The organism is Kitasatospora sp. NBC_01302 (assembly GCF_035976515.1).
Taxonomy (GTDB): domain Bacteria; phylum Actinomycetota; class Actinomycetes; order Streptomycetales; family Streptomycetaceae; genus Kitasatospora.
The window spans coordinates 3,282,508-3,294,692 of record NZ_CP108404.1 but is presented as its reverse complement, the minus strand read 5'-3'; the positions used below and the strand labels follow the sequence as shown (position 1 = coordinate 3,294,692).

Genomic DNA, 12,185 nt, shown 5'->3' with positions numbered 1-12,185 from the left:
CTTCGGTCGTACGACCGAAGGCCGGTTCCGCGCGGTCAGGCGCGCAGCAGGGTGATGGTGGTCCAGGCGCCGATGTGGATCCGGTCGCCCTCGTTCAGCGGGATCGCGGTGTGCGGGGCCAGCGGATCGGCGCCGCCGTTGAGCGTGGTGCCGTTGGTGGAGTCCTGGTCGACCAGCACCCAGCTGCCGTCCGGCTGCTCGGCCAGCAGCGCGTGCTGGTGCGAGGCGCCCGGGTCCTCCGGCGGCACCGACAGGTCGATCTCCGGGACGGTGCCCCGGTGCTGGCTGCGCCGGCCGATCCGCAGCTGGCCGCGGCCGGTGATCGGGATCCGCCGCTCGGGGCAGTACGGCGGGAAGAAGAGACCCGAGGCCTCGGGACCGCTGCGCGCCATCATGTCGGTGAAGTACTGCCGGTCGGCGCTGACCACGGCCACCCAGGTGGAACGCACCGGCTCCGGCTGCACCTGGGCCGAGGGCGGTGCCAGGTGGAACGAGGTGCCGTACGGGTCGCGGGACGGCTGCTCGGGCGCGGGCGGGTAGCCGGGCGGGCCGGGCTGCTCGGGCGGCGGCGGGTAGCCGGGCAGGCCGTGCGGCTGCTCGGGCGCCGGCGGGTACCCGCCCTGGTGCTCGGGCGCGGGGTGGTAGCCGGGCGGGCCCGGCTGCTCGGGCGGCGGCGGGTAGCCACCCGGCTGCTCGGGCACGGGGTGGTACCCCGGGGCACCCTGCTGCGGGTAGCCGTAGCCGCCCTGCGGGGCCGCAGCGGGCTGCTGGTAGCCGAACCCCTGGTGCTGCGGCGGCGCGGTGGCGGCGAGCTCGTAGTCGTAGCCGCACTCCTCGCAGTACCGCCCGGTCTGCGGGGTCCGGCAGATCGGGCAGGTGACCAGGCCCTCGGTCGCACCGGCGTAGCCGCCGGGCATCCCGGGGGCGCCGGGGTGCATGCCGGGCGGCGGGCCGGGCGGCATCGGCGGTGGTGGCGGCGCCTGGTAGGGGTCCATGCCGACCGACCCCGGCACCTGGCCGGAGGCCGGGTGCATCGGGAAGCCGCAGAAGTCGCACCAGTCCTCGGCCTGCGACTCATGGCCCCTAGGGCAGATCGGCATCAAGTCCCCCACATCTGAGCAGGTCCGGCCCGGAGCGGTACCAGGTCACGAAAGGTCACTTCTTCACACGAACGGTTTTGGTGGAGCGGGTCTCCAGCGTCATGGAGTCGGCCTCGCTCACATCCTTACGGAACCGAACCGTACCCTCCTTCGGGTCCACCACATCCACCACCTTCTGCAGAAGCTTGAAGGTGCCCTCGTTTCCGGTCTGGTGGGCCAGCTTGACGGCGGCGCCCAGCTTGGCGGTGGCCCGGTCCAGATCCCCGGCCCGGTGGGCCTCCAGGCCTTCCTGGATCGATTCGGCGAGCTCGGCCTGGCCGGTGTAGTGCGCGACCTGCGGGCTGATCCTGGTGGAGGAGGACAGGTCGTCGGTCCAGACCGCCTTGACCAGCCCTTGGGAGAGCACCTCGGTGCTGCCGTCGGGCTGCGGCAGCACCAGCGAGATCCGGGCGGCGAGCATCTCGTTGCCCACCGCGGCCGCGGGGACCTCCACGCAGACGTGGTAGTCGCGGCTCTCGTCGCCCCAGGACCCGGTGGGGTAGTCGCCGGCCCGCGGCCCGGCCTCGATCCGGCGCTCGGTGAGGTCCTCCAGGTTCGGGGCGACCTGCTTGACGAACCGGACGCTCGCGTTGGCCGGCGTCCAGACCCGCAGCGCCACGTCGGCGACCTGCTTGCCCATGGCGGCCTCCATCATCGAGCGGAAGTCGTCCGCCAGCCCCGAGGGCTCGGCCACGATGTCGACGGTGCCCAGCAGCGCGGAGGAGATCCGGCGCAGCTCGGCGATCTCCCAGTCCGTCCCCACCCCGCGGCAGTCGGCGGTGAAGTGGCCGCTCACCCGCTCCAGGACGCGCTGCAGGTCCTCCGGCTTCTCGTGCTCGTTGCGCCCGTCGGTGAGCAGGATGCCGTGCCGGATGGCGAAGTCACGGCGGGTCAGGAAGAGCCTGTCGGCCAGCGTCAGCCAGGTGCCGATGGCGGTGCCGCCGCCCGCGGTGAGCTTGCGCAGCGACTGCTTGGCCGCCTCCCGGGTGGCCTTCGACGCTATCGCCAGGCCGCCGTCGCCCGGGTAGACCTCCTTGGCCTCGTGGGTGCCGGCCACCACCGCGAAGGCCACGCCGTCGCGCACGGTGTCGATCGCCACGGCGGTGGCGTCGCGGGCGTTGCGCATCTTGGTCGGCGGGTAGTCCATCGAGCCGGAGCAGTCCACCATCAGCACCACGGCCGCGTTCTGGCCCGCGCCGGCCGCGCCGTCGGTGGCGCCCAGCGGCCGGCCGCCGGTGGTACCGCCGCCGGTGGCGGTGACGGTGACGATCGCGTTGACCTCGCGGGCACCCTCGGCGAGGTACTCGTTCTGGAAGATGTCGGTGCTGAACCGGGGCAGGTTGGACTTGGCGAGACTGGCCATGGCCGTGGACTCCTGAGGAGGGGAAAAGGGATGGGGATGGCCGGGGAGCGTGGTCAGCGCGGCGGGAGCGGGGGGTGCGGCGGCAGCGGCGGTGCGGCCGGCGGCGCGGGCGCGGGCACGGCGGCCGGTGGCTCGGACGGGGCCGGCGCGGTGATCACCGGGAGGTCGAGCAGGGTGTCGGTGTAGCCGCCGGCCGGGTCGGGCACGATCGGCAGCAGCGCCACCGTGATGTTGTCGTGGCCGCCGGCCGCGACCGCGAAGGCGACCAGCGCCCGGGCCGCGCGCAGCGGGTCCTGCCGGGCGTCGAAGCGCACCAGGTCGGCCAGCTCGGTGGCTGCCTCGGCGTAGTTCCACAGCCCGTCGGTGCAGATCAGCAGCACCCCGGGGACGTGCGGGGTGAAGGCGACGGTGTGCGGCTCGACCTCTTCGGCGTCCGCCCCCAGCCACCCGGTGATCGCGTGCGCGCGGGCGTCCGCGTAGGCCTCGGCCTCGGTCATCAGGCCCGCCGCCACCATGCCGGCCGCCCAGGAGTCGTCCTCGGTCAGCCGGTAGGGCTCGGCGCCGGTGCGGTCGTCCGGGATCCAGTAGGCCCGGCTGTCGCCGACCCAGCCCACCGTGACCACCCCGGCCGCCGCGACCGCGCCCACGAAGGTGCAGGCCGGGGCGTTGCGCCCGACCTGCCGGGAGCCGTCGCGGCCCAGCTCGGCCACGGCCTCGGCGGCCGTCATGATCGCCTGGCGCATCGCCTGCTCCGGCACCCGGCCGTGTTCCAGCGCGGTCAGCAGTGCCTCGCTGGCGCTGTCGGCGGCGGCCTGGGACGCCTCGTCGGGCCGGGAGGCCGAGGAGACCCCGTCGCAGACCACCGCGACCTGGGCGCTCTCGCCGCCCGGCAGCGAGGTGGCCGCGACCGCGAAGGCGTCCTCGTTGCGGTGGTGGCGCACGCCCCGGTCGCTCACCCCGGCGACTCCGGACAGCTCGCGCTCCTGGTGGTCGCGCGGGCGCGGCTGGACACCCCCGCAGGTCTCGCAGTAGCCGTCGGAGATCCGCGGCGAGCCGCAGTGCACGCAGCCGTCCGGGGCCGGCAGCTCGACGTCGTCGAGCTCCCCGGCCGCCGGGCCCGCCGCGGCGGAGCCCGGCGCCTGGGCACGGTCGGGGGGTGCGGCCAGCGCGCGTCCGCAGGCGCCGCAGAAGGCGTCCTCGGCGTCGAGCGGCTCGGCACAGAACGGGCAGACCCTCTGATCATCCATCAGCTCACACCCACGTTCGCGGTCGGGTCCGGTTGGCCTGTTCGACCAGCTCGATCCTGGTGGCAGGCTGCTCGGCCAGCCGGGCCAGCACGCGGTAGGACCGCTCCAGGGCGAACCGCAGGTCGCGCTCGACGGCGCCGTGCCCGAGCACGGTCACCTCCGGGCCGCCGGGCCTGCCGGACAGCGTCCAGCCGAGCGCGGCGTGCAGTACCTCCACCGAGAGCTCCTCGCGCCGCCGGTCGTCCAGGCCGAGCGCGGTCAGCTGGGTCGAGCTGGCGGCCAGGTCGGCGCCGAGCGGCTCGGTGCCGGAGCGCTCCCGCAGCCGGGCGCGGATGCCCGCGACCCGGGCGGCGGTGTAGTGGCTGGAGGTCTCCGGCACCGACTCCAGGACGCGCACCGCGCCGGCCCGGTCGCCGGCCGCCAGGCTCACCCGGGCCAGGCCGAAGGCGGCGCTGACGTAGGAGTGGTCGCAGGTCCACACCAGGCGGTAGAACTCGGCCGCGTCCTCGCCGCGGCCCAGCAGCTCGGCGCAGACGGCCAGCGCCAGCTTGGGCGCTGCCTCACCGGGGAAGGCGTCGTAGATCGCGTCGAAGGCCTCGGCGGCGGCCTCGGCCAGCGCCCGGGACTGCGCGGTGCCCTCGGTGTCTCCCGCTGCTCGACCTGCCGCCGTCAGCTGGGAGAGGCCGCGGTACCAGACCACCCGCCAGTCGTCCGCGTGGTCGGACTGCAGCTCGGCCAGCGCCTGGGCGGCGTCGGTGTGCCGGCCCAGCTCGGTCAGCGCCCGCAGCTCGCGCAGCCGGCGCTCCACCGAGTTGACCGGCGCGCTCTGCAGCGCGCTGAGCACGTCGGCGGGCCGGGTGGCCATCAGGGCGGCCAGGAAGCCGGAGTTGGGGTCGTTCGGGTCCACCCGGGGCACCGGCAGGGCGAGCGCGGCGGCTGCGGCGTCGAGTGCGGCCAGCCTTGGCCGGCCCGGCGCCGTCGGCTCGCCGTCGGTCACCAACTCGGTGTCGACCACCCGCAGTTCGGGGCCGAACAGGGTGGACGGGGCGGGCCGCTGGCCGCCGTCCTTGAGCGCCAGGATCTCCCGCAGCACGCCGGTGAGCTGATCGGCCATCTCCTCGGCGGAGGAGAACCGGCGGCCGGGGTCCGGGTCGGTGGCGCGCACCAGCAGGCGGTAGAAGGACTCGTACTCGGCGAAGACCGGCACCTCTTCGGGGCCGGGCAGCTCGTCCACCCAGGTGGTGCTGTAGCCCTGGAAGTCGAAGCTGAGCACGGCCAGGGTGCGGGCCACCGTGTAGAGGTCGGAGGCGGGCGAGGGGCCGTCGGTGGCGATCTCGGGGGCCTGGTAGCCGACCGTGCCGTAGATCGGGCCGTCGTCGTCGAAGCGGCGCACCGCGCCCATGTCGATGATCTTGAGCGAGTCCTCGCTCTGGATCACGTTGTCGATCTTGAAGTCGCAGTAGACCAGACCACGGCCGTGCAGGTAGCCCAGCGCCGGCAGCGCCTCCAGCGCGTACGCGATGGCCTGCTCGACCGGCAGCGGCTCGCGCCGCCCGTCGGGCGTGCGCCGCTCGTTGGCGATGTCCTTGAGCGACTTGCCGCCGACGTACTCCATCACGATGTAGCCGTCGACCGAGCCGGAGCCCAGGTCCGGGTGCTCGACGAAGTTGATGATGCGCACGATGTTCGGGTGGTCCACCTCGGCGAGGAAGCGCCGCTCGGCGATCGCCACCGCCAGCGCGTCCTCGTCACCGGTGTCCAGCAGGCCCTTGAGCACCACCCAGCGGTCGGAGACCCGGCGGTCCACCGCCAGGTAGATCCAGCCCAGGCCGCCGTGCGCCAGGCAGCCGAGCACCTCGTACTGGCCGCCCACCAGGTCGCCGTGGCGCAGCTTGGGGGTGAACGAGTACGCCGTGCCGCAGTTGGTGCAGAAGCCGTCCGGGCGGCCCGGGCGGCCGTTCTTCTCCCGGCCCACCGGACGCTCGCAACTGCTGCAGTACCGCTTGCGCTCGGGGACCTCCGGGTTCTCCAGCACGGCCTGGGCCGGGTCGGCGCGCGGCACCGGAGGCACCGTCACCAGGCCGGCGCCCAGCCGGCTGCGGCTGCCCGAGGTGCCGGTGGACTTGCTGCTGCGCACCGAGACCGAGCCGCGGGTGCCGGTGCGGGTGGAGCGGTGCGAGCGGGAGCGGCCCGACATCGAACGCGAGCCGGTGCGGCTGGAGGGTATCGAGCGCACCGAGGAGGAGTCGGCGCCGCCCGAGCCGGCGGCGGGCGCCGGGACCGGGGCCGATCCGCCCGTCACGGGGGCCAGGCCGCACTCGTCGCAGAACCCGTCCGCGTCGATGGTGCCCGAGCAGCCGGGACGCCCGCAGGGCGAGCCGGGCCCGGCGGCCACCGCGCCGGCGGTCTTGGCCGCACCGGTACCGGCCCTGGCGGCCGGTACCGCCTGCGGCGCCAGGCCGCACTCGGTGCAGTAGCCGTCCTCGTCGATCACCCCGCCGGAGCAGTCCGGCCGCACACATGCTTCGCCCATGGCTCTCAATCCCCCTGTCCGTCGTACCGCCGGGCGTCCTGCGGCGCCGCCGCCGGACGCAGCGCCTGCTGGAACCTGGCCACCGCGGCGGCTGCCGCGCGCAGATCGCACGGCGCGCTCCACAGCAGCCACCGGGCCTTCTCGTACCGCTCGATCACCTCGGGGTCCTCGGCCACCCCGAGCCTGGCCGCCATCGCCTTGTAGGCGTCCAGCCGCCCGCGCAGCTCGGCGCGCACCGCCAGCGGCGCGGTCACCTCGGTCAGCGACTGCCGGGCCCGGGTCAGCTCCTGGGCGGCCTGCTCCTCCAGGGCGTCCAGCAGCGGCGCCAGCCGGTGCCACTGCCCGCTCTGGCGCAGCTCCGCCGCCTGGTGCACGCCGTCGCGCAGCGCCGCCAGCGGCCCCGGCACGGCCGGCACCTCGGTGGCCGCGATCTTGGCCAGCACCTCGCCGCGGGCCTGCCGGGCCTCGCCCAGCGTGGCGTCCGCGCGCCGCAGCAGGTCGCCGACCTGGTGCAGCCGCTCGGTGGCCTCGTCGCGCAGCCGCAGCAGTTGCTCCAGCTCGACCCGGACGCTGTCCAGCGCCCGGCCCGCCCGGTCGAACCGCTCGGTGTCCACCACGCCGGCCGCGCCGGCCTGCGCGAGGCTCAGCTCGGTGCTGGTCTCCCGGCCGCGCTGCGCGGGCACCCGGGCCGGGCGCCACAGCGCCAGCGGATCGGCCAGCACCTCGGCCCGCAGTGCGCTCAACCCCTGCTCCAGCCGGGTCAGCTCGTCACCGAGCGGGTGCGCGCCGGGCCGCACGCCGACCGAGCCGGCCAGCGAGGACACCCGGCGCAGCTCGGCCAGCAGCAGATCGATCCGGGCCGGCAGCGCGGACCAGACCGCGTCGGCGGCGTTGACCACCTCCAGCACGGTGGCGTACCAGCTGTTCATCCGGTCCATCAGCTCGGTGAGGCTGATCTGCTCCACCAGCCGGGCCGGGCCCGCCAGTTGCCGGGCCACGTCGGGCAGTTGGCCGCCCGAGACGGTGACCGCCCGGCCGCGCAGCAGCTCGGTCAGCTCGGCCAGCTCGGGCGAACTCGGGCGCACCCGGCGCGAGCGCACCGCACGGGCGGCGGCCAGCGCCTCGGAGTAGCGGTCGAAGAAGGCCCACAGCAGGGCGAGCCCCGGTGCGGCCACCGCCCACCGCTCCTCGGTGCGCCCGGACAGGGCCGCGCCCTCCAGCAGGCGCCGGCCAGGGTGGTCCTGGAGCGCGAGCAGCGCGGCCTCGACGGCCTCGCGCTCGGCGCTCAGCCGGGCCAGCTCGCGGTCCACCTCCTCCCGGCTCAGCACCGGGCCAGCGGATCCTGTCAACGCCACGCCCTTCTCTCCTCAGGTCAGCAGTCGTGTTCTGGTTCGGCGTTCCTGTCCGGATCAGTCTCCACCCGGCGCCTGGTGAGCCGTCAGGCAGGTCGCCATCAGGGCAGGTAGTGGGCCGGCGGCGGGCCCGCGGAGGGGCCGAGGTAGGCGGCGAGCCACCGGTCGTAGCTCGCCTGCCAGCCGCCGCCGCTGCGGTAGTCGGCCAGCACCTGGTTGACCCGGGCCACCAGGTCGGGGGCGTTCTTCGCGATCGCGATCCCGTAGGGCTCATTGGTGATGGCGGGTCCGATCACCTGCACCGTCGGGTCCTGGGCGGCCTGGCCGACCGCGATCGCGTTGTCCGTCAAGGTGGCGTCCACCTGCCCGAGCTGCATCAGCACCAGGCAGTCGAGGTCGTTGCCGACCACCTTGACCGCCGCCGCACCGCGCGGGTTCCGGTGGAGCTCGTCCTGTGCGGTGGAGGAGCTCGACACGCACACCCTCTTCCCCTTCAGGGCGTCGTCGATGCTCTTCGCCCCGGCCGCCTTCGGCACCACCACCTGCTGGCCGGCCTGGAAGTACACCGTGGAGAAGGCGACGTCGGCGAGCCGGTCGCAGGTGATCGTCATGGTGCGCGCCACCAGGTCGACCTCACCGCTCTGGACGGCCTGCACCCGGTCGGCGGTCGGCACCGTCTTGAACTGGACCTTGTCCGGATCGCCCAGGATCGCCTGCGCGATCGCGCGCACGAGGTCGATGTCGAAGCCCTCCAACTGCCCGGTGGCCGGATCGCGGAAGCCCCAGTGGTAGTTGTTCTGGTCGACGCCGGCGATCAGCACGCCGCGCTTGCGGATCGCGCTCACGGCCGGGCCGCTGTCGCTGCTGCTCGGCGGCAGGCTCTTGGTCGGGTCGCAGTCCGGGGCGCCGGCCGCGGCATCGGCCCGCACGCCGGGTCCGGCCGCTGCCGCCAGCGCCGCGGGCCGCTCGGGGGCGCCCGAGGCCGCGCCCGCGAGGGTGAGCGGGGCGAGCAGGGCGGTGGCGAGCAGCAGGGTGCGGGCCCGCCGCGGCAGGTGTCCCCTGGTCATCGGTGCTCCGCTCATGGGTAGGCTCGTGGGTCGGCTCGTGGGTCCGGTGCTCATCGGTACTCCGCCAGACGCCGGCCGAGGCCGCGCAGCACGCCGGCCGCGGCGAGCAGGGTGAGCAGGCTCGCGGCGGGGACGACGGTCGTGGTGGCGTCCCGTCCTCGCTGTGCCGCGCTCAGGAAGTCGGCCTGCTCGACCTTGACGGCGTCCGCGAGGTGCTGGTCCAGCTCCTGGTAGACCGGCTGGGTGCTGTCCGCGCCGGTGCCCACGGTGGCGTCCAGCGCGCCCTGGTAGTCGCCGGCGTTGTTCTTGGCGTCGGCCGCGTCGTGCCGCTGCGTCCAGAGCGCGAACTGGTCGCGGGCGGCCCCGATGGCGCTCGCCGCGCTCTGCGGAGCCAGCAGTTGGGCGGCGGCCAGCGCCGTGCTGTCGTCCTTCACCGCGCCGGTCCACTGGGTCGCGTACTGGGTGGTGGAGCCGCGGGCGACCAGGTTGAGGTTCTCCGCGGTGCGGGCCCGCAGCGCATCGCTCCGGGCCAGGTCGAGCGCCTGGAGCGGGGTCGCGCCGTGCTCGAGGCTGTCGGCCAGCGCCGAGTCGGCCGCCCGCATCCCGCCGGTCAGCCAGAGAAGGGTGACCAGCACCGCCGCCGTGGCGGTCAGCAGCCCGGGGTTGAAGATCCGGTTGGTGCGCCGGAAGAGCCGCAGCTGGCACCAGAACAGCGCGGCCAGCACCAGGACCCCGAGCGCGTAGGCCGCCCAGGGGGTGGCCCGCGCATCGGCGTAGTCCTGGCCCAGCCGGGCCGCTTCGGCGTCCGCGAGCTGCTGGGCGACCGGCAGCAGCTGGGTCTGCATCGAGGTGGAGGCGTAGCTCAGGTAGGCCGCGCCGAGCGGCAGGCCCTGCCGGTCGTCGGTCCGCGCCGTCTCCACCAGGCCGGAGTAGACGGGCAGTTGCTGGTTGAGCAGGCTGATCGAGGCCTGCGCCTGGGCGGATCCGCCGCTCTGCGCGGCGGCCTGGCTGAGCAGCCGGGCGGCGCTCGCGAGGTCGTCCTGGTAGCGCTGGCGCACCTGTGGCGGCTCGCTGCCGGCCAGCAGGAAGCCGGCGGCAGCGGTGGTGTCGGCGTCCGCGAGCGAACGGTGGATCTCGGCCGCCTGCTGGCTCAGCGGCTGGCTGCGGGTGACCAGCCGGTCGGCGGCCTGGCTGCGACCGGTCAGCTGCCAGCCGGTCAGCGCGCCGAAGCCGAGCACCAGGACGACCAGGCCGACCGAGGCCAGCCGCAGCCGGCCCGGGGCGCTGTCGGCCGCCGCCCGCCACCGGTCGCGCCGCCGCGGGCGCGGTGCGGCCGCGGGCCGGCCGGGTGTGGCCGGCTGCTGCCCCGGAGCCTGCCCGGGCCGTGACGGCGGCGCGCCGCCGCCCTGCCCCGGCGGCCGAGCCGCCGTCTGCGCTGGTGTCGCCACCTGCCCCACCCTCCCCGGTGGGCCGCCCCGACGATCGGGGAGCGGCCCGTTGCCAGCAGTATGGCCATCAGGTCCGACGGCCACACGTGACGTGTGCTGCAGTTGTGACGCATCTGTGGCTTCCCGGGCGGCCCCGGCAGGTCCAAGACGCGAGGGGCACCTTATGCGGTTCCGGCCCCGGCGGGGGAGGGGTTCGGACCCTCCCTTACGGATCTTGCCGGGCCCGCGACACGGTGCCCCGCCGACCGTGATCGTCTTCCGGTCGGCCATGATGGCTCGGGAACCGCCGCACCCCGGCGGAGCATGGAGCGCGAACGATGCAGAGCACAGCAGTCCTGACCACGGCGGCCGGCTACCACGGGCCGCCGCCCTGGCAGTGGGCCGACCTGGCCACCTCGTGGACCGCCGAGCCGGTGGTGCTGACGCTGGCCGTGCTGCTCGGCGGCGGGTACCTGCTGGGCGTGCGGAAGCTGGCCCGGTCCGGCACCCGCTGGCAGCCCACCCGCACGCTGGCCTTCCTCGGCGGACTGCTGCTCTGGGTCTGGGCCACCTGCTCGGGCCTGGGCGTCTACGAGCGGATCCTGTTCACCGACCGGGCCGTGCAGGTGGTCCTGCTGCTGATGCTGGTCCCGCTCTTCCTCGCGCTCGGCGCGCCGGTCTCGCTGCTCGCCGAGAGCGCCTCGCCGGTGTGGCGGGAGCGGATCCTGCGGGCACTGCGCAGCCGGCCGTCCAAGGTGCTGATGTTCCCGGCCGTCTCGACCGCGCTGCTGATGGCGCCGCCCTGGCTGCTCTACTTCACGCCCTGGTACGAGAAGTCGCTCAGCAGCGGGGCCTGGAACATCGGACTGCACGTGTCGCTGGTGCTGCTCGGGCTGGCGTACTTCTGGCCGCGCCTGCAGATCGACCCGGTCGGGCACGAGTACCCGCACCTGGTCGGACTCTTCATCACCTTCGCCGAGGTGATCTTCGACGCGGCCCTGGGCATCGTGCTCATCTACGGCGGCCACATCGTCGCCGAGCACTACTACGTGACGCTGGCCCGCCCGTGGGGCCCGAGCATCGCCCAGGACCAGACCTGGGGCGGCAACAGCCTCTGGGTGCTGGGCGACCTGGTGGGCCTGCCGTTCATCTGCGCGCTGGTCCGGCGCATGATCGTGCTGGGGCGCGAGGAGACCGCGGCGGTGGACGCGGAGCTGGACGCGCAGTACGAGGCGGCCCTCGCCGCCGCGGCGACCCAGGGCGCCGAGGCGACGGCCGCGGTGGGGGACGGCGAGGTGGGCCTGCGCCCGTGGTGGCTCGACGACCCCAACCTGAAGCACCGCTACGGCGCGGAGAGCTGAGCGCCGCGGGGCGGACGCCGCCCGGACGCCGGGGCGGGCGGCCCGCGGCGGCTGACTACGATCGGCAGCATGCAGCTGATCGGAACCGTCGCCCCTGACCGCCCGCTCCTCGTCCTGGCCGTGCCCGAGGAGGCCGCGCACCTGGACCAGGAGCTGCCGGTGCTGCTCACCGGCATCGGCAAGGTGAACGCCGCCGCCGCGCTGACCGCCGTGCTGGCGGGCGGCCCGCACCCGAGCCAGGTGATCAATCTGGGCACCGCGGGCGCGCTGCGGCCCGGCCTGGACGGGCGGTTCCACGAGATCGGCACGGTGCTCCAGCACGACCTGGACACCGAGGTGCTGCACACGCTCACCGGCCGCAGCTACGGCGGCCCCCTCACGCTGGCCGCCGAGGGCCTCACCCTGGCCACCGGTGACCTCTTCGTCTCCGACTCCGCGGCCCGCGAGCGGCTGGCCGCCGAGGCCGACCTGGTCGACATGGAGGGCTACGCGCTGGTGGAGGCGGCCCGGCGCGCGGATGTGCCGGTGCGGCTGGTCAAGTACGTCAGCGACCAGGCCGGCGAGGGTGCCGACCAGGTCTGGCGCGAGGCGGTCGACGGCTGCGCCCGGCGGCTCGCGCAGTGGGTCGGCGAGCACCTCTGACGGACGGGGCCACCGGGCGGAGGGTCCGCAAAAACCGGCGGCGACCGCCCGGCC

General features: G+C 75.0%; 9 protein-coding genes. 2 read left to right on the top strand and 7 right to left on the bottom strand.

The window, feature by feature from the left end; all coding sequences use genetic code 11:
• Window positions 1-35: 35 nt before the first annotated feature.
• The 7 genes from OG294_RS13625 to OG294_RS13595 form a co-directional block, all read right to left on the bottom strand.
• Window positions 36-1,100, bottom strand: a complete 1,065-nt coding sequence (locus tag OG294_RS13625) for an FHA domain-containing protein (RefSeq protein WP_327066752.1) — start codon at window positions 1,098-1,100, stop codon at window positions 36-38.
• A 55-nt stretch (window positions 1,101-1,155) separates the two neighbouring features.
• Window positions 1,156-2,502 carry a vWA domain-containing protein gene (locus tag OG294_RS13620; protein WP_327066751.1) on the bottom strand — a complete coding sequence of 449 codons (1,347 nt, stop codon included), beginning with the start codon at window positions 2,500-2,502 and terminating at the stop codon, window positions 1,156-1,158.
• A gap of 53 nt (window positions 2,503-2,555) precedes the next feature.
• Window positions 2,556-3,749, bottom strand: a complete 1,194-nt coding sequence (locus OG294_RS13615; protein WP_327066750.1) for a PP2C family serine/threonine-protein phosphatase — start codon at window positions 3,747-3,749, stop codon at window positions 2,556-2,558.
• A 4-nt stretch (window positions 3,750-3,753) separates the two neighbouring features.
• Window positions 3,754-6,282, bottom strand: a complete 2,529-nt coding sequence (locus OG294_RS13610; protein WP_327066749.1) for a serine/threonine-protein kinase — start codon at window positions 6,280-6,282, stop codon at window positions 3,754-3,756.
• A gap of 5 nt (window positions 6,283-6,287) precedes the next feature.
• Window positions 6,288-7,637, bottom strand: coding sequence for a hypothetical protein (locus tag OG294_RS13605; RefSeq protein ID WP_327066748.1), 1,350 nt, complete (start codon window positions 7,635-7,637; stop codon window positions 6,288-6,290).
• A 98-nt stretch (window positions 7,638-7,735) separates the two neighbouring features.
• Entirely contained in the window at window positions 7,736-8,701 is a 966-nt protein-coding gene (locus tag OG294_RS13600) for a glutamate ABC transporter substrate-binding protein (protein WP_327066747.1), read from the bottom strand.
• A 50-nt stretch (window positions 8,702-8,751) separates the two neighbouring features.
• A complete protein-coding gene (locus tag OG294_RS13595; RefSeq protein ID WP_327066746.1) occupies window positions 8,752-10,149 on the bottom strand; it encodes a hypothetical protein in 1,398 nt (465 codons plus the stop codon).
• A 317-nt stretch (window positions 10,150-10,466) separates the two neighbouring features.
• Between OG294_RS13595 and OG294_RS13590 the strand changes: the two genes are divergently transcribed.
• The gene (locus OG294_RS13590; protein WP_327066745.1) at window positions 10,467-11,489 is read left to right on the top strand and encodes a cytochrome c oxidase assembly protein; all 1,023 of its coding nucleotides are present in this window, start codon (window positions 10,467-10,469) and stop codon (window positions 11,487-11,489) included.
• Window positions 11,490-11,558: 69 nt separating this feature from the next.
• The gene (locus tag OG294_RS13585; RefSeq protein WP_327066744.1) at window positions 11,559-12,131 is read left to right on the top strand and encodes a nucleosidase; all 573 of its coding nucleotides are present in this window, start codon (window positions 11,559-11,561) and stop codon (window positions 12,129-12,131) included.
• Window positions 12,132-12,185 lie beyond the last annotated feature (54 nt).

Excerpts from the sequence above, each read along its gene's own strand:
- OG294_RS13610 (WP_327066749.1), bottom strand. The coding sequence starts at position 6,282 with ATGGGCGAAGCATGTGTGCGGCCGGACTGCTCCGGCGGGGTGATCGAC.
- OG294_RS13620 (WP_327066751.1), bottom strand. The coding sequence starts at position 2,502 with ATGGCCAGTCTCGCCAAGTCCAACCTGCCCCGGTTCAGCACCGACATC.
- OG294_RS13625 (WP_327066752.1), bottom strand. The coding sequence starts at position 1,100 with ATGCCGATCTGCCCTAGGGGCCATGAGTCGCAGGCCGAGGACTGGTGC.
- OG294_RS13615 (WP_327066750.1), bottom strand. The coding sequence starts at position 3,749 with ATGGATGATCAGAGGGTCTGCCCGTTCTGTGCCGAGCCGCTCGACGCC.
- OG294_RS13585 (WP_327066744.1), top strand. The coding sequence starts at position 11,559 with ATGCAGCTGATCGGAACCGTCGCCCCTGACCGCCCGCTCCTCGTCCTG.
- OG294_RS13600 (WP_327066747.1), bottom strand. The coding sequence starts at position 8,701 with ATGACCAGGGGACACCTGCCGCGGCGGGCCCGCACCCTGCTGCTCGCC.
- OG294_RS13590 (WP_327066745.1), top strand. The coding sequence starts at position 10,467 with ATGCAGAGCACAGCAGTCCTGACCACGGCGGCCGGCTACCACGGGCCG.